Here is an 18,165-nt window from a genome sequence, read left to right on the forward strand (position 1 = left end):
TCCCCTTCGACATACTGATTCATGAATGCCTGTCCCTGACGGCTGACAACCTCCATGGCAGACCACGGCGCAGTGTACTCAGTGCCTGCCTCAAGCGGCTTGCCGAGGCCAGCCGCCCAGCGTAGCGCTGCGCCTGAAATTCGCGGATGAAACCTTCAATGGCCTCGGCATGCTGCGGAAAATGGAGCACCGCCCTGCGGCAGAATGCGTCAGCGCCTTCACCCGGCATACGACGCAGACCATGGCGGGCGAGCAAGCGTTCAAAGGCGTTGAACACGCGCAGTTGCGAGTCGCTTTCGCGTTGCCAGGGTTTGAACAGCCATAACGCCACCAGGCCCAGTGAAAACAGGGTCCCCAGGATAAAAGCCGGCGCCTGGAACCCTGAAAACCAGCGGCCGAGAATTTGTAACTGCTGTTGTCCCTGATAGCCCAGCACCCAGCGCTGCCAGCCGTAATTAAGGTTATCCCAACTGAGGCGCAGGGCGTTGACCCAAGGCACGTTACGGTAGCGCAACGCTGAATAGGGCGAATCCTGCAGAAACGCTTCGTCCGCCGCCAGCGCCTGCTCCAGACCTTGCTCGATACGTTGCGGCGCCACGGCTGCAGTCGGGTCGACGCTGCGCCAGCCCACGCCCGGCTGCCAGTATTCCACCCAGGCATGCGCGTCGAACTGGCGGACAGTCAGGTACTGCCCGTCAGGGTTCACTTCGCCGCCCTGATACCCGGCCACCACCCGTGCCGGAATGCCCGCCGCGCGCAGGACAAAGGTCATGGCACCGGCGTAGTGGGCGCAAAAACCCTGACGACTGGCAAACAGGAATTCATCGATGCTGTCATTGCCCAGTGGCACCGGCTTGAGGGTGTAGTGAAACGGCTGATCGCTGAAGTAGCCGAGCATCGCCGTGACCATGGCGTCAGGAGTGGCGTAGCGGCGGCGCAGTTCATCGGCCCATTGCCGCGCCTGATCGTTGCCCTTGGCAGGCAATTGCAGGTCCTGACGCTGGATCTGCTCGCTGGACAGCGGATCACGGACACTCTGCGGCCATGAGTTGACGGCGTACAACAGCGACTGCTCGACGGGGCGTCTGCGCTGCAGGCGGAAGTCGCTCATCTGCCGCACGTCCGGCAACGTGGTTTCTGCCACGTCGAGGCTCGGCAACCAGGGCCGGCCGCTGGCTTCCATGACAACGCTGTAGACCAACGGCTCACCGCGCTTCTCCCACTGCGCAATCTGTACGGTCTGGGCGCGGGCCGACTGCGACCAGCGACGCCCATCGAACTGCTCAAGGGTCAGACCGCGCCAGTACAGCTGATTGCGCGCCGGGATCGGCCCTTCAAAACTGGCGCGAAACACCAGCGCGGGCGATTTGCTCAGCTCCGCCATGTCGCCGGGTGCCATGTTGTCCGAGAGGCCGGTGACGCCTTTGTTGCTCGGCTGCGGCAGCGACCAGAGGGGGTCCAGACGCGGAAAGAACAGAAACAGCAGGAGCATCAACGGCAGTGCCTGCGCCATCAGCTTGAATGCCAGCTTGAGCGTGTCCGCCGACCTGCTGGCCAGGTCCGAGTGTTGCAGGCCGATCAGCGCTGCCAGCAGTGCGCCGACCGGCAGCAGACTGAAGAGCGCCCACAGCAGGTTGTCTTCAAACAGATAGCCGACCGCCACGCAGAAGAAGCCGAGAAAAATCAGCACGCGCGCGTCACGGCGATTGTTCATTTCCAGCATTTTCAGAACGAATGCGGCCACCAGTAACGCAGCCCCTGCATCCAGCCCGACCAGGCTGCCGCGTGCCAGATAAACGCCACCTGCGGTGCCTACCAGCAACCCGGACTTGACCCAGGTGCCGGGCAATCGCACGCGCATCCTGAACGCCTGAACGCGCCACACCGTGCAACCGAGCCAGAGGATCATGATCGACACCGGGACATGCAACGCGAACGGCAACACCACCAGTGCCTGCGCTACCAGCAGCCAGGTAAGGCTGACACGCGGAATGGGCGTGGCGGCAACTGCCTTGACCTTGGCGTTCATGATCGATGGCCGTACAGCGCAAGGGCGCGCAGGCAGACTTCGCGGTGCGCATCACCGCTGTCCACCGCCGACAGAAAGCCCGGCAGCCGCAGGGCAAACGGCTGCTGCCGCTGCGACAGCTCCAGCACCCAATAACACAGGCGCGACAGACGCTCCTCGATACCCCCGCCCAGCGCCATGAAGTCCAGGCACAGGTCATGACCACTGAGGTCGGTGAAATCCTTGATCAGCAGCCCCTGCCCGCGGGAATACGCTTTCCAGTGCAGACGACTGCGATTGTCACCCGGCTGGTAGCTGCGCAGGCCCTGATAATCATCGACGCCGGCCCCTTGAGTGGCATGGCCATCGTCCTCGGCATGCGGTTGCACGCCCTTGAGCAGCGGCATGGTCCCGGACAATGGCCGAGGATAGATCAAGGCGCTCAGCTCCAGGTCGAGCCAGCTCCAGGCGCGAAAGATGCCCAGCGGAAACACGCTCTCGATCCGCAGCCTCGGCGCATGCAGCCAGCCGCGCTTTTCGGCGGGCAGAGTCAGTTCCAGGTCGGTCAGCGCCCTGGGCAGTACGTCGCCTGACTGCAACGCTGTCGCGCTCCAACCCAACCCCAATGCATGGTGAGCCTGACCGGCACTTTCCAGACGCAGGCGCAATTGCACCGGCTCGCCGACGAATACCGAACGCGCCACGCCTGCACTCAGAATCAGACCGCTGACGTTGCGGTAAGTGTGCAGAATGGCCAGCACGCCTATCGACAGCAGTAGAAAGGTCAACCCGTAGGCCAGGCTGTTCTGATAATTGATCGCCACCAGCAGCATGAGCACCAGCACTAATGCGTAAATCATGCCGGTGCGTGTCGGCATGATGAAAATGCGCCGGTGGTCGAGGGTAACGCGTGACGCTGGAGGAATTCGCCTCGACAGCCAGCGTTGCCAGAGCGGTTTGAGCGGTTCGATCAAAGCGCGGGCACCTCGCGCAACAGCCACTGCACCAGCGCACCGCCGCCATGCCCGGTCGGATCGCTGCGTTCACGCAAGCGGTGGCCGATCACCGATGGCAGCACCGCCTGCACGTCCTCGGGAATCACATACTCACGCCCCAGCAACATCGCCCACGCCCGTGCTGCAGCCAGAACCGCCAGGCTCGCCCTGGGTGAAAGTCCGTAGGCGAACTGCGGCTGACTGCGCGTCGCCTCGACCAGTCGCAGGACATAATCAACCAGCGCGTCACTCGCGCGCACCTGCCGCGCCTGCGCCTGAAGCTGACCAAGCAGGGCGTGATCCAGAATCGGTTGCAGACGCGGCAACAGCTCGCGTCGCGACTCGCCCAGCAGCAAGGCTTTCTCTGCGGCTCTGGCCGGGTAGCCCATGGAAATGCGCATCATGAACCTGTCCAGTTGCGACTCGGGCAAGGCAAAAGTGCCGCCGGAACTGAACGGGTTCTGAGTCGCAATCACAAAGAATGGATCGGGCAACAGACGCGTCGCGCCTTCGATGGACACCTGCCCTTCTTCCATGGCTTCCAGCAACGCGCTCTGGCTCTTGGGCGTGGCGCGGTTGATCTCGTCGGCGAGCACCAGCTCGGCGAAAATCGGCCCCGGGTGAAAAGTGAACTGGCCACTGTCCCGATCAAATACCGAAGTCCCCAGAATGTCACCCGGCAGCAAGTCAGAAGTGAACTGAATGCGCTGATAACTCAGACCGAGAATTTTCGCCAGCGCATGACTCAGGGTGGTCTTGCCCATCCCCGGCAAGTCCTCGATCAGCAAATGCCCGCCACCGATCAGACACGTCATCGCCAACCGTACCTGCGCCTCCTTGCCCAGCACCACTTCATTGATCGCGCTCAGGCACGCATCGAGTTTTCTACCCATCAAAAGCCCCTTCCGGCAACTGCGTCATGACTGTGGGACTGCAAGCGATGCTAGTGTCCGAACACTTTAAAGTGAGCGTAGGCCGTTTCGCCAGAGTTGGTTAGGCCTACTGTCTCGCCAGGCTGAAGATTTGTGACGCGGAGCGTCACGAACGGCATCCCCACGCGGAGCCTGGGGACGATAATCATCAGTTCCCGAGCCGTGCCTTTAGCCCAATTGCTCTAAAGCGCTTTTCGACCACGATGGTACTGACGACGCAGGGTGCGACATGAGTGACAGGGCGAAGGAACCCGACGAAGTCGGGCCGGAAACAGGAGCGAAAGGCTTTGGTTACTTTGGCTTCATCAAAGTAACTCGCCGAGGGGCGGAAAGGTGCCTTGAGCCAGATGGAGAAATCACTGAAGCGACAGAACCGCTGTTTGACGCAGAGCGCCACGAACCGCATTCCCGCACGGAGCGTGGGAGCGATAGCCAGTGCTCCCATGCCCCGGAATCGTCAATTTATCAACGGCCAGCGCGGGACTCACGGATGTAGAAGCGGGCTTTTTCGGATTTTTCGGTGCAGCCTTCAAACGCTTCAAACTGCTGCTGAGTCTTGGCGCCCGTCAGCAGCGACAAGGCCTTGGAGTAACTGACCGTTCCGGCGAAGCCTTCAGCCTTGGCCAGATCAAGCTCATGCCAGGCAGCGTCGAGCTGAGTGGCACAGCTGTCGCGATATCCGGTCTTGCCAGCACAACCTGCAAGAACCAAAACAAGCAATGGCAGACAGATAAGGGCTTTCATGCGGGTGTTACCTCAAGAGTGAACAGGGAGTGTGCGGCTTTGACGGTGCGGGGCAGTAAAAGTGCCGCAGCACGGGGCTATGCTCGCTTTTTTCATCTAGTGATCAGCCAGCAGACGATACCCTATTCCAGGCTCGGTGAGGATGAATCGGGGAGCGGTCGGATCGTCCGCCAGCTTCTGTCGCAAATGCCCCACCACGATACGCAGATAGTGACTGTCTTCGGTGTGCGTAGGCCCCCAGATATCCTTGAGCAATTGTTGCTGGGTAATGACACGTCCGGGATGCCGCGCCAGTTGCGCCAGCACCGCGTATTCCTTGCGGGTCAGCGCCACTTCCTGCTCATCGAGCAGCACGCGGCGGTAAGCCAGATCCACCGTGAGCGGACCGAAGCGCAAGGCAGACTCGGGCTTGTCGTTGCCAGACACCTGCCTGAGCAATGCGCGGATCCTGGCCAGAAACTCCTGAATGCCAAACGGCTTGGTCACGTAATCGTTGGCCCCCGCGTCCAGCGCCTGGACTTTCTGTGCCTCGCTGGCACGTACCGAAAGCACCAGCACGGGCACTGCCGACCACTCGCGAAACTCGCTCAGCACTTGCTGACCGTCCATGTCCGGCAGCCCAAGGTCGAGCACCAGCAGGTCCGGCTTGTTCAGCGCTGCCTGGGTCAGCCCCTCTGCGCCTGTCGCGGCCTCCAGTACCTTGTAGCCCTGGGACGCGAGACTGATGCGCAGGAATTTGCGAATCTGCGGTTCGTCGTCGATCACCAAAATAGTTGCCGTCTGACTCATGATCACCGTGCCATTTCAATGCAGCCAATGGGCATTAGCGTAACCGATGATCGACTCAAGCTGGCTCCTCCATTTCGGCATCCGGCTGCGCCTGTAATGGTAGAAACAGGGTGATGCGCGTGCCCAGTCCGTCGATACCTTCCTCGACAGTCAGTCGCCCGCCATGCGCACCGATCATGCCCTGACAGATCGCCAACCCTAGCCCGGTACCCTGCCCGCCACGGTCACCGCGTGCGGCGGTGTAAAACATGTCGAAGATTTTCGCCCGCTCGTCCTCGGGGATGCCCGGCCCTTCGTCACTCACCGAGAAGAACAGCTCGCTGTCAACCACGCCCGCCGCCACGTGCAAGCGCCCGCCAAGAGGAGAAAAGCGTGCGGCGTTCTCAAGCACGTTGACCAGCGCCTGCTCGATCAACGCCGCGTGGACGTACAGCAACGGCAGCTCGCCGGTCACCTGGGTGCTGACCTGCAATGGCGCCAGTACGGCACGCAGCCGGTTCAGCGCGCTACCGACGATATCGGCGGGCGACACCCAATCGCGGGCGAGCTTCAGGGCGCCATGCCCCAGACGCGTCATGTCCAGCAGGTTCTGGATATAGCGGTCCAGGCGCTCGGCTTCGTCACGAGTACCTTCCAGCAGCTCGCGGCGGTCCTCCAGTGGAATGGCTTCACCCAACGCCAGCAGGCTGTCGATGCTGCCGCGCATCGAGGTCAGCGGCGTGCGCAGGTCGTGGGACACCGAAGCCAGCAAGGCGCTGCGCAGTTGCTCGGTTTCGCCGTGCAGACGCGCGGCTTCAAGCTCTTGGGCCAATTGCGCACGGGCCAGGGCCTGCGCCAGTGGCTGGGTGAGCGCGGCCAGCAGACGTCGATGCTGCGCGGTGAACGACTGGCCTTCGCGCGCGCAGACCCCCAATAGAGCCAACGGCCCTTCTTCTGCGGTGATCGGCCACCACCACCAGCGTCCAGACGGCAAGGTGCCGGTGCCGCTGCCAGCCGGTTGATCATGCTTCCAGGCCCAGTCGGCGGCAGCACGCTCGGCTTCAGAGAACGTCAGCGGGCCGCCGGTTTCGACCACCCAGCCGCCCTCTGCGTCGCGGTCGACCAGGCACAGGTGCAGTTCCTTCCAGCCGGAAAAATGCTGTTCGGCGGCGCTGAACACCGCTTTGCCGTCAGTGGCGGCGGTCATCTTGCGTGACAGGTCGAGCAGTTCGCTGGTTTGCTCCTGGGTATCGCGCAGCGCTTGCAGTTGCCTGCGTTGGCGCGCCGCCAGTTTGCCGGTCAGGGCCGACATCAGCAGGAAAAACAGCAGTGTCAGCACGTCTTCTTCGCGCTGGATATTCAGCGAAAAACTCGGCGGAATGAACAGGAAGTCATACGCCAGGAACGATAACCCGGCACACGCCAGCGCCGGGCCCATGCTGCTGCGCACAGCGACCAGCAATACCGCGGCGAGAAAGATCAGGGAAATATTAGGCAGCGCCAGCACGCCTGCAACTCCCCAGGCGACCAGGCTGGCGACCAGCGTAGCGATGACTGCCAGGCCGTAATCGAACCACACCACTTCGCGAGCCGGGCGCGCGCGCGGCGGTTGATCAGGCAGCTCTTCGCTGTCGTCGAGCACCGAGATTTCCAGCCCGTGCCCTTCACGCAGCAAGCGCGCGGCAACACCGCCGCCGAAGACCTTGCGCCGCCAGTGCCGGCGCGACTGGCCGACCAGCACCACACTGGCGCGCCGCTCGATGGCGTGCTGCACCAGCGTTCGGGCAACCTCCCCGGCACGCAACGAAACCGCCTCGCCGCCGAGCCGCTCGGCCAGTTGTTGAGCGCTTTGCAGACGCGCGCGGGACTGCTCGTCCAGCGTCTGCCCGTCGTCGACGTGCACCGCACTCCACGGCAGATGGCGACGCTGGGCAACCCGGCTGGCGTGGCGCACCAGACGCTCGGCGTGCATGTCGCCATCAATGCCGACCAGCATCCGCCCGCGCACCGCCGGAGCGGACTGACCCAACTGCCGATAACCCTGCGCCAGATCGTTATCGACCTGCGCCGCTGCCGTCTGCATGGCCATTTCGCGCAGCGCAGTGAGGTTGGTCTGGGTAAAAAAGGCGTCAATGGCCGCGCGCGCCTGCTCCGGCACGTAGACCTTGCCGTCGCGCAGGCGCTCCAGCAGTTCACGGGGCGGCAGGTCGATCAGCACCAGATCAAAGGCTTCCTGCAACACCCAGTCCGGCAGCGTTTCGCGCACCTGCACGCCGGTGATGCCGCGCACCTGGTCATTCAGACTTTCCAGGTGCTGGACGTTGACGGTGGTATACACATCGATGCCGGCGGCGAGCAGTTCCTGAATATCCTGCCAGCGTTTCGCGTGTCGACTGCCGGGCGCATTGGTGTGCGCCAGTTCGTCGACCAGTACCAGGCTCGGCGCAGCCTTGAGCAGCGCGTCGAGGTCCATTTCTTCGAGGGTCATGCCGCGATAATCAGTGCGCAGCAAGGGCTGTTGCGGCAGACCGTTGAGCAGCGCCTCGGTTTCCGCGCGGCCATGGGTTTCCACCACGCCCGCCAGCACCTTCACGCCCTGACGCAGCTGCGCGTGGGCTGCCTGAAGCATTGCGTAGGTCTTGCCTACGCCTGGCGCAGCGCCGAGGAAAACCTTCAGCCGCCCGCGCCCTTCGCGGGGCAACTGGGCCAGCAATGCATCAGCTCGACCGGAATCACTCAAGTGGGTTACCGCCTTTTCTTTATTACTGTCAGCATAGTTAATCTGTTGCAGGCACCGCGCCGTTTGTTACAGCTGCGCGTTGCGTGGTGCAGACGGTAACTGATTCAGGCTCATATTCAAGGCCAATACGTTGACCACTGGCGGGCCGATCAGCGGACGCTGAGTATTGGCGTCGATCAGCGCCTGCACCTTGTCCAGCGGCAACTGGCGCGCGGTCGCTACCCGGCCGGCCTGCCAGGCAACCGCTTCAGGCGACAGGTGCGGGTCGAGTCCGCTGCCGGAGGTGGTCAGCAAGGCCATTGGCACCGGCCCCTGCGAGTCGTTGGCCAGTTTCGCGGCGTCCTCTTTAACGCGTGTCGCCAGCGCCGGATTGCTCGGTGCGAAGTTGCTTGCACCACTGGCCACGGTCGCGAATGCGCCGGCCGAAGGGCGCGACTGAAACCACTCATCACCGGTGAACGACTGGGCGATCAGTGCCGAGCCGCGCACCTTGCCTGATGCGTCATACACCAGGCTGCCATTGGCCTGCGCCGGAAACGCCACTTGCGCAACACCGGTGACCACCAGTGGGTAGGCCACGCCGGTGATCAGGCCCATCAACACGATCAGGCTCAAGGCCGGACGCAATACATTGGACATCTGCACATCCTCAATCAGGTGAGGCTGCACGCCGACCGGCGTGCAGCACAGGCTTCAAACAAGGCCCAGAGCGACCAGCAGCATGTCAATCAGCTTGATACCGATAAACGGCACAACGATGCCGCCCAGGCCATAGATCAGCAGGTTGCGGCGCAGCAAGTGAGCGGCGCTTGCCGCCTGAACGCGCACACCACGCAGGGCCAGCGGGATCAGTACGACGATGATCAGCGCATTGAACACGATGGCCGAGACAATCGCGCTCTGCGGGCTGGCCAGCTTCATGACGTTGAGCACACCCAGTTGCGGGTAGATCGAGGCAAACAGCGCGGGCAGTACGGCGAAGTACTTGGCCACGTCGTTGGCAATCGAAAAGGTGGTCAGCGCACCGCGGGTGACCAGCAACTCCTTGCCGATCTGCACCACGTCCAGCAACTTGGTCGGGTCGCTGTCGAGGTCAACCATGTTGGCCGCTTCGCGAGCGGCCTGGGTGCCGTCGTTCATCGCCATGCCGACGTCGGCCTGGGCCAGTGCAGGTGCATCGTTGGCACCGTCGCCACACATTGCCACCAGTCGCCCTTCGCCCTGCTCCTGGCGAATTCGCTCCAGTTTTTTCTCCGGCGTGGCTTCGGCCAGAACGTCGTCGACACCAGCCTCGGCAGCAATCGCTGCGGCAGTCAGCGGGTTGTCGCCGGTGACCATTACGGTACGAATACCCAGTTTGCGCAGTTCTTCGAAGCGTTCGCGAATGCCCGGCTTGACCACGTCCTTGAGATGGATCGCGCCCAATAGCCGCCCGTTGGCGCACACCAGCAACGGTGTGCCGCCGGTCTTGGCGATCTTTTCGACCTCACGGGCCAGTACCGGCGGCAGCTCGCTGCGCTGCATGTCGATAAAGGCCAGCAGCGAATCCACCGCGCCTTTGCGGTAAACGTGGCCCTGGTAATCAACGCCGGACAGACGTGTGTCAGCGCTGAACGGTACGGCAGTCACCGAGCTAAGGGTCGGCTCGTTCATCGGGTGCAGGTTGCGCAGGAACTCGACGATGGATTTGCCTTCTGCCGTATCGTCGGCCAGCGAGGCCAGCAAAGCACCCTCGCCCAGTTCCTTCGGGGTCACGCCCGGCGCTGCATACACAGCCGCGCAACGACGGTTGCCGAAGGTGATGGTGCCGGTCTTGTCCAGCAGCAGCACATGTACATCGCCCGCGGCTTCCACGGCACGACCGGATTTGGCGATCACATTGAGGCGCACCAGGCGGTCCATACCGGCGATGCCGATGGCCGACAGCAGGCCGCCAATGGTGGTCGGAATCAATGTCACCAGCAGCGCCACCAGAAACACCAGCGGCAGGCTGCCACCAGCGAAGTGGGCGAATGGCTGCAAGGTGATAACCACCAGCAGGAAGATCAGCGTGAGGCCGATCAGCAGAATATCCAGCGCCACCTCGTTAGGGGTTTTCTGCCGTTTGGCACCTTCGACCAGCGCGATCATGCGGTCCAGCGTCGATTCGCCGGGGTTGGCGCTGATGCGAATCAGCAGCCAGTCGGAGACCAGCCGGGTGTTGCCGGTCACGGCCGAGCGGTCGCCGCCGGATTCGCGAATCACTGGCGCGGATTCGCCGGTAATCGCGGCCTCGTTGACCGCAGCGATGCCTTCGATGACTTCGCCATCACCGGGAATCATTTCGCCGATTTCGACGCGTACCACATCGCCCTTGCGCAACTCGCTGGCATTGATGATGCGCAAGCTGCCGTTGTCGTCCCTGATACGGGCCTTGAGCCCTTCACTGCCCGCCTTGAGGCTGTCGGCGCGCGCCTTGCCACGGCCTTCGGCCAGCGCTTCGGCGAAGTTGGCGAACAGCACGGTGAACCACAACCACAGGGCAATCTGCACGCAGACCGAAGTCGGCACCTGCGGGTTGGGGATCACACACAGTACGGTGGTCAGGATGGCAGTCAGTTCCACCACCAGCATGACCGGTGAACGTTTGAGCTGGCGTGGGTCGAGCTTGACGAACGCCTGCACCAGCGCCGGACGCCACAGGGCAGCGATGCCGGTTTTTGCCGACTCGGTGGCCTGCGATTCAGTGGCATTCGCAGCAGCATTTTTTGCAGCGTTATTTGCAGGATTAATAGGTAAATTCATGATCGGTTCCTCAGAAACCCAGGCTCAGGTGTTCGGCAATCGGCCCCAGTGCCAGGGTCGGCAGGAAGGTCAAGCCACCCACCAGCAGAATCGTGACGGTCAGCAGCGTGACGAACAGCAGGCCGTGGGTCGGGAAGCTGTTCTGGCCCTGCGGCGCAGCCTTCTTCACGGCCAGGCTACCGGCCAGGGCCAGCACCGGCAGGATGTAGCCGAAGCGGCCGATGAAAATCGCCAGGCTGAGCATCAGGTTGTGGAACACGGTGTTGGCACTGAAACCGCCGAACGCCGAGCCGTTGTTGGCCGTCGCCGAGGTATAGGCGTACAGCAACTGACTGAAGCCGTGCGGGCCAGGGTTGCTGACGGCACCGGCCGGGCCGGGCAGGCTCGCGGCAATTGCGCCCAGCACTAGTACGCCGACCGGCATCACCAGCAGGGTCGCAACCAGCAGCCGGACCTCCTGCGCCTGCAGCTTCTTGCCCAGGTATTCCGGTGTGCGGCCAATCATCAGACCTGCAAGGAACACGGCGATCAGCACGTTGAGCAGCATGCCGTTGAGGCCGACACCGACGCCGCCGAAGATCACTTCGCCGACCATCATGTTGACCAGCGCGACCATGCCGGTCAGCGGGTTGAGGCTGTCGTGCATGCCGTTGACCGAGCCATTGGACGCGGCTGTGGTGGCGACCGACCACAGCACCGTGCCGGTGGTACCAAAGCGGGTCTCCTTGCCTTCCAGCGGTGCGGTCTGCTCGACACCGGCGATGTTCAGCGCCGGGTTGGGCTGGTACTCGGCCCACAGCGAGACCGCGCCGCCGATCAACAGCAGCGCCAGCATGCAGCCGAGGATGGCGCGACTCTGGCGCATGTCCTTGACGTAATGGCCAAAGGTGAACACCAGCGCGGCCGGGATCAGCAGGATCGATACCAGCTCGAACAGGTTGCTCCAGGCAGTCGGGTTCTCGAACGGATGCGCCGAGTTGACGCCGAAGAAGCCACCGCCGTTGGTACCCAGTTGCTTGATGGCGATCTGACTGGCCGCAGGGCCCATTGGCAGGCTCTGGTCAGCGCCTTGCAGGGTCAGTGCATCGATGTAATGGGCGAAGTTCTGCGGTACGCCCTGCCAGACCAGAAACACCGCCAGTACGATACTGATCGGCAACAGGCCGTAGAGCGTGGCACGGGTCATGTCGGCCCAGAAGTTACCCAGGCTGTGCGAAGAACGACGACTGATACCGCGACACAGCGCAACCAGCACAGCGAGACCGGTGGCGGCGCTGACAAAGTTCTGGACGGTCAGGCCGACCATCTGGCTCAAGTAACTGAGCGAGGCTTCGCCACTGTAGGCCTGCCAGTTGGTGTTGGTGACAAAGCTCATCGCGGTGTTGAAGGCCAGCGACCACTCCATGCCCGGCAATTGCTGCGGGTTGAGCGGCAGCATGCCTTGCAGCATGAGGATCGCGAACAGTACGACGAAGCCCGCCAGGTTGAACGCCAGCAAGGCCCAGGCGTATTGCTTCCAGGACTGCTCGGTTTTCGGGTCGACGCCGGAGATTCGGTAGCAGGCCCGCTCGACCGGCCCCAGTACCGGGGTCAGCCAGGTGCGCTCGCCTTCCATGACCCGATAATAGAAACGTCCCAGCCATGGCGCGGGCGCCAGCAGCAGGACCAGAAAGGCCAGGATCAACAGATAATCGTAACTGTGCATGATCACTCCTGGCTCTGGTCGGCGCGCAACAGCGCCACCAGCAGATAGATGAACAGCCCGACTCCCATCAGCAGAGAGATACCATCCATAACGCTCATTGAAAATTCCCCCATCAGGCAAACACCGATATGGCGCAGGCCGCATGGGGAGCATTGTCGAGAGCCTGGGTGTAAAGGCGCGAGATCGAGAGTCGTGGCGGGCCGTAAAGAAATTGTAAAAAAGCTGTACAGGCCAGACGGTGCAGCGCATGCGTAGCTGCCAGCGCTGTCATTTCTGTCAGGTTCGCGGACTGGCGCTCAGGGGTATCGTGGTGCGGCGATCTTCAGGGAAAGGACTTGACCATGCATCGCGACAAGGAAGAACCGTCCGGCGCCATGCCGCCCGGCCCGACCGCTCAGACGCTTGTCCAGTTGACTGTCAAGGAACGACAGATTCTGGAGTGGGCGGCGATCGGCAAAACCGCGTGGGAAATAGCACGCATACAGAAGTGTTCGGAAGCGACCGTGCACTTTCACACCAGTAATATCCGCCGCAAGTTCGACGTGCATTCGTTAAGTGCGGCGCTGGTCATAGCGATCAGGCAGGGCGTTATTTCGGTGGAGTGATATAAAAGTACACTTCAAGCTTCTGAGTTAAACCGGGCAACGGTAAAGCCATTGTTGCCCGGTTATGCTAAAGCTCTGTATGTCATTATTGATTACTGACACCTAAGTAATTTTTTGGCGCTTTGGGATCTACTTGTGTGGGATTTCGTATATCTTTCATATACCGATCTGCCCTTTTTTGCCGAGCGGTGATAGCCTCATCAATATCAAACTGTTTCGCATTATTTTTTAAGACAGACCTGACTTCCTTGGTAATAATCCGCTCTCCCTTATGGTCCGCCGCGTATTCATAGTCCTTTTTTGCCTGTCCGTAATCGCGACCACGAATACTAAAGTTTTCTTTAGCGCTGCTGTGCTCCGCCACAAGACGATTCGACGTACGTTTACCGCTCGCCGCAGCGGATTGAAGTCTGTCTTCGTATACTTTTAGATTACGTTCTGCCTCCTTTAATGCTCTCTCTTTTAATATGGCCCTTTTCTCGAGGTGCTTTACGGTAGAGGTCGTCATCCTCCTCAAGCGAACAGGTGTGTCCTTGCTACTATTAAGCAGCGCCTTCGGGATAGATGAGTTCGCTGCTGTATTGAAAGGTGCCTTTGTAAAAAATCTGATGAACGTACCGAAAAGGCCATGCCCCGTCGGATCGGCTCCATTCACCGGATCCCCCTCGACATACGCATACGCGTTCAACCCACCCTCGCCAAACGGACTCATACTGTCCGGGCTGTGAAAGCGCATCAACACCGGGTTGTAAGCCCGATAGCCGTTGCCCAGCATTTGCCAGCCGGTGTCGCGCTCGGCAAGTTCGCCGTTATAGCCCAGCCTGCCGACCGCTGCACCCTCACTGTCCGCCTGGCCGTACGCCGTATAACTTCTCCGGTCGACCTCATTAGCGTGGACTTCACTCAGCACGCTGTCGCTACCATCGGTGGCCAGCAGCAGCGCCTTATCACTTTGCTGTTCAGCCAGCAGGTAGCCATCGCCGCGCATGAAGGTACTGCTCTGACTGCCACCGAGCTGATTGGCCAATGCTCCGTCGCGATAAAAACGCTGATCCTGGTCGCCGTCTCGGGTCTCGCCAGCCAATTGGTCCTGCGGGTCATAGCGATAATGAATGCCTGCACCCGGCGTGCTCACTTCGATCAGGCGGCCTAACGGATCGTACGTAAGCGTACGTCCCGCCTCATCGAGGATCAGGTTGCCGTCCAGGTCATAGACCAGTCGGAGCTCTTCCGGCGTATAGACGGTATTCGTGACCCGGGTCAGTTGTGCAGGGTCAGCGCCTTCGTAAAAATATCGGGCGCGGTTGCTTTCACCCTCGAACATGGTCATGACCAGCGTCAGGTTGTTAATGCCATCGAAACTGAAAATCTGCCCTGTGATGTGATTGCCGTAAGCGTCGACGGGCTGCTGTGGTCCTGCGCAATCATAGCCGACCAGCCGCCCGCGTTTGTCGTAGCGATAATCCTCGTCGCGCAGGGTACCGGCCCCATCGCTGAGCGTGCGCTTGATCATGTCATCGACATCATTGTAGGCCTGAACCATGCATTGCTCGGTGCCATTGAGGTCAAAGGTGCGCAGTACTTCCCTGCCCAGTTCGTCGTACTCAAGGTTGATGGCGACGTGTTGCCCGCCAGCGCTGTCATGAGTGGTGATACTGGCCGTACGGCCCAGAGCGTCGTAGGTGAAATCCGAACAGAGCGTGCCCAGCGAGGTTTGCGTCAACCGCCCCTTGTCGTCGTACTGGTTAGTCTGCTCCTGTCCCAGCACATCGGTGTAGGACAGCAATCGGCCCAGACGACTGTATTGGTAGTGCATGGTGTACTCGCTGCCCTCGGAGATACGCTTCTCGCTTTTCAACAGTCCGGTGCTGTAGTAATCACGGTCCAGCTGTTCGCCCTGCTCATCGGAATGCAACAGGCGCGCATTGTGCTGGTCGTACTTGTAATTGGCGGTCGCGCCGAAGATCTTCCTTTGCAGAGGTTCGCTGCCCAATTGTGGCTGGTAGTCATAGTCAATGACCTGTCCGCTTGGCGTTGTCACCTTCTTGGGCTGTGGCTGACCAGGGTCAAAGACAAATGTGCGCTCGCGCCCGCCGGTAATGGTTTTGACCATGCGGTCCAGACCGTCATAGACCTGTTCACCCAATACCGAAAGCTTGCCATTGTGCTTGACGCTGACACTGACAGGCAGATCTTCGCTGCTGTGAGCGGCGAACGTATGGCTTACGATTGAATCGTCCGGCAGGGTGGTTTCAATCACCCGGTCAAACGCGTCATAAACGTATAGTGTCGAGCGCTCAAGATCGGGATGGCCCACGATTTCTTCAACACTGCGGCCCAGTCCGTCATAGTGGTAACGGCTCAGGCTGAGCGCCTCACCTTCAAGGTCCAGACCCAGACGTACGCTGCGGACCGGTTTATCAAACAGATTCAGCCAGGTTTCGCTGACGCCGGTCTTGATGACGGGCTCGCCCGTGCTTTCGGTCCAACTGCGTTGAATCGGGCCTTGAGACTCAAGCGTGCCGACAGGGTCGGTTTCCTCGACAGTCTTCACGCCATCGGGACCGGTAACGCAACGTTGCTCACCCCAATCGTCGTACTCCAGCACATTGGCGAGCGCCAGTGACTCATCTCCTTTCCAGTCGTATTCGGTTTCGCTAACCAGATGCCCCCATGCGTCATACACGGCGGCATATGTCTGGCGTGCAACGCCAGCGCCTGCAACATAGACAGGGCTGTCGACATCGTCTCGTTCTTCGTAAATCACTCGCTGCAAACCGTCGAAGCGGCTGCAGGTCTGCACGCCCTTGACGTCGAACAGGTGCTGCTCGGCAAAGTCGGTCGAGGCGGCGCACAATTGATATTCATAGCGACGGGTGGCTTCATAATCGGTGTCCGGCGCGACCGTCTCGCTCAGCACACGCCGAAGGTTGTCGTAGACGTAACGGATTTCGACATCATTGTCGTCACGGTTCAGCAGCGGTTCGCCGTTGAGCAACGAATGCTCCAGCGTGATGGTTTTTTTCGCGTCGTCAAAACCGGTTACGGTCTGCACCGTACGCAGCACGCTTTCACCAAAGTCAGGGCTCATGAGTGTGCTGTACACATACTTCGTGGCGGTGACCTGTTCGCTAATGGTCAGTTCCTCCAGACTGACACGGCCATGCTGAAACGCATCGTCCGGAGTATTGATGTAGGTGTAGGTGGTCTGTTGCAAAACCTGCTCGCTCTCGGCACTCTCCTGTACCAATCGCCCGGGGCCGGAATCCAGTTGCACGAGGCTCTCGCTCTCCACGGTAATCCAGTCTTCACGTTCACTACCGGTTGTGGCAGCCAGCGAGATATAGCGATAGCGAGTGGTGAGTGTAGCTGCCTGCCCGTAATCGGAAGGTGCTGGCGTGACGGTCTTGCTCTTGATGGTGCGCACGAAACCTTCAGGGTCTGGAGGGCAGCCGTCCTCGCCTGCGGCCGGGTACCAGGTGCTGGTTTCGACCATTCCGTTGGCCTGGGTCCGGACCAGCAGGTTGCCATGGTTGTCATAGGTGCTGGCGACCGATTCACTGCGTAACGCCGATGGTTTGTCCAGCGATCGCCAGGTGGTCTTGACCGCCTTCGGCAACTGGCAGTAATTGAGCTGAGCGTAAAAAGGCTCCTCGGGCGACAGATAGTAGGCGGTCTCCACTGTAGAGCACGCATTGTTCTGAGTGGTGGTCTCGCTTGTCAGCAGGTGGAACTGATTGAAAACGCGCCTGATGCTGCGTACGTCCGCGTCTTCAACCCGGAGGGTTTCAGTGGATTGGTATTCATACACGTCTGAGCCCCTGTAGAGATAAAGGTTGTCCAGACCGTTATCCTCCCAGGCGATATCAAGGCCGGCCCCGAGAAAGTTGTGCTCGCGCCCCTGGCTGTCTGCGTAGGTGTAATGCACGTCCACCTCCGCCTGACCACTGCCGGGGGTCGTCAGGTGACGGGAGACACGTGGCAGCGGTTCACGCTTGGCCCTTACAGGAAACGCATGACCTGCGTCCTGATAAAAAATGGCTTCGTGTCCTCCGAGCGGAGTGTCCACTGCCGTCATGCACATGTGTTCGCGGACAAGACCGTATTCGAAACGCCAGGAAGCAGCGTTGTCGGTTGGCATCTCCACGCGGGTCACAGTTCGGTCCGACCCGCCCAGCGTCAGCACAAATTCCACGACTGCACCCTGTGCAGCAGAGAGGCGGATATACACCGCGGTCTCCTCGCGGCGGATGTCAAGCAGGACCTGCCCCTCATCATCTTTCACTTCGCTGAGCATCATGTGAGCGCTGTTGAACGGCACATAACTCAGGGTGACGCTGTTCCCCTCGGGCGCAAGAATGCGTGTCGGCATCGCCACCTTGTTCCCCGTGGCACCCAGCGTTTCGAAGACTTCCATCAGGCCGGACTTGTGCATCACCCGGTAATGCGTGTCGTCTTCCCTGTAGAAGTGGAAGCTATCAAGCTTTTTTTCCGACATCGTCAGTTGATCACCCTGCGCGCCGTCCACCTTGAACGTTTCGCCACTGCTCAGCGAGATAATCCCGCTGCCCGGCAGGTATTGCGACAGTTGCAAGTTCCAGCCCAGCCCGAAACCGCTGTCCTCGGTATTGAGCGGGTTGTAACTCAATACCAGTGGCACACCGGGCCCACGTAACCCGTTGGTTTTGATATCGGGCAATGTAAGGGACACCGTGTATTGACCCGTCCTGGGATCAACACCGTTCTGTATGAAACTCATGAAGTTGAAGGCGTTGGAGTGCACGGAAGTTGAAATCGTCATGATAAAGACTCCGAGAGTCAAGCAGTAGGTGATGCCTCATAAGCTATAGCAATAGCGCACGCCGCCGGGCGCGCGCACTGCCT

At 60.8% G+C, this 18,165-nt stretch carries 12 protein-coding genes; 1 reads left to right on the forward strand and 11 read right to left on the reverse strand.

The features are described 5' to 3' along the window. Positions 1–19 precede the first annotated feature (19 nt). The 10 genes from JOE33_RS03895 to kdpF all read right to left on the reverse strand — a co-directional run bounded on the left by JOE33_RS03895 (position 20) and on the right by kdpF (position 12,774). Positions 20–2,029, reverse strand: a complete 2,010-nt coding sequence (locus tag JOE33_RS03895) for a DUF3488 and transglutaminase-like domain-containing protein (protein ID WP_010440614.1) — start codon at positions 2,027–2,029, stop codon at positions 20–22. After that, on the reverse strand, positions 2,026–3,009 hold the full coding sequence (locus tag JOE33_RS03900) for a DUF58 domain-containing protein (protein WP_122528665.1): 984 nt from the start codon (positions 3,007–3,009) through the stop codon (positions 2,026–2,028). The genes JOE33_RS03895 and JOE33_RS03900 overlap by 4 nt, the downstream gene beginning before the upstream one ends. Beyond that, the gene (locus tag JOE33_RS03905; protein WP_010440612.1) at positions 2,979–3,896 is read right to left on the reverse strand and encodes an AAA family ATPase; all 918 of its coding nucleotides are present in this window, start codon (positions 3,894–3,896) and stop codon (positions 2,979–2,981) included. The genes JOE33_RS03900 and JOE33_RS03905 overlap by 31 nt, the downstream gene beginning before the upstream one ends. Before the next feature lie 504 nt (positions 3,897–4,400). Beyond that, on the reverse strand, positions 4,401–4,679 hold the full coding sequence (locus JOE33_RS03910) for a lipoprotein (protein ID WP_003316607.1): 279 nt from the start codon (positions 4,677–4,679) through the stop codon (positions 4,401–4,403). 96 nt (positions 4,680–4,775) lie between these two features. Further along, complete coding sequence (locus tag JOE33_RS03915; protein ID WP_032614516.1) at positions 4,776–5,468, reverse strand: response regulator; 693 nt, start codon at positions 5,466–5,468, stop codon at positions 4,776–4,778. 55 nt (positions 5,469–5,523) lie between these two features. Further along, positions 5,524–8,187 (reverse strand): sensor histidine kinase KdpD, encoded by a 2,664-nt coding sequence (locus JOE33_RS03920; protein ID WP_096102381.1) that lies wholly within the window; start codon positions 8,185–8,187, stop codon positions 5,524–5,526. A gap of 66 nt (positions 8,188–8,253) precedes the next feature. Then, on the reverse strand, positions 8,254–8,826 hold the full coding sequence (kdpC, locus tag JOE33_RS03925; RefSeq protein ID WP_122528667.1) for a potassium-transporting ATPase subunit KdpC: 573 nt from the start codon (positions 8,824–8,826) through the stop codon (positions 8,254–8,256). Positions 8,827–8,880: 54 nt separating this feature from the next. Continuing rightward, positions 8,881–10,971: a potassium-transporting ATPase subunit KdpB gene (gene kdpB / locus JOE33_RS03930; RefSeq protein ID WP_054993937.1), complete on the reverse strand. Its 2,091-nt coding sequence runs from the start codon at positions 10,969–10,971 to the stop codon at positions 8,881–8,883. Positions 10,972–10,981: 10 nt separating this feature from the next. After that, positions 10,982–12,676, reverse strand: a complete 1,695-nt coding sequence (kdpA, locus tag JOE33_RS03935) for a potassium-transporting ATPase subunit KdpA (protein ID WP_122578528.1) — start codon at positions 12,674–12,676, stop codon at positions 10,982–10,984. A 2-nt stretch (positions 12,677–12,678) separates the two neighbouring features. Then, positions 12,679–12,774, reverse strand: a complete 96-nt coding sequence (kdpF, locus tag JOE33_RS03940) for a K(+)-transporting ATPase subunit F (protein WP_003406089.1) — start codon at positions 12,772–12,774, stop codon at positions 12,679–12,681. A 243-nt stretch (positions 12,775–13,017) separates the two neighbouring features. Here kdpF and JOE33_RS03945 point away from each other — a divergent pair, with 243 nt between their 5' ends. Beyond that, on the forward strand, positions 13,018–13,281 hold the full coding sequence (locus JOE33_RS03945; RefSeq protein WP_010432849.1) for a helix-turn-helix domain-containing protein: 264 nt from the start codon (positions 13,018–13,020) through the stop codon (positions 13,279–13,281). Positions 13,282–13,366: 85 nt separating this feature from the next. On the opposite strand, the gene JOE33_RS03950 is transcribed toward JOE33_RS03945, so the two are convergent. Continuing rightward, positions 13,367–18,082, reverse strand: a complete 4,716-nt coding sequence (locus JOE33_RS03950; protein WP_245227874.1) for an RHS repeat-associated core domain-containing protein — start codon at positions 18,080–18,082, stop codon at positions 13,367–13,369. Between the last annotated feature and the right edge of the window lie 83 nt (positions 18,083–18,165).

The organism is Pseudomonas sp. PvP027 (assembly GCF_017833005.1).
Taxonomy (GTDB): Bacteria; Pseudomonadota; Gammaproteobacteria; order Pseudomonadales; family Pseudomonadaceae; genus Aquipseudomonas; species Aquipseudomonas congelans.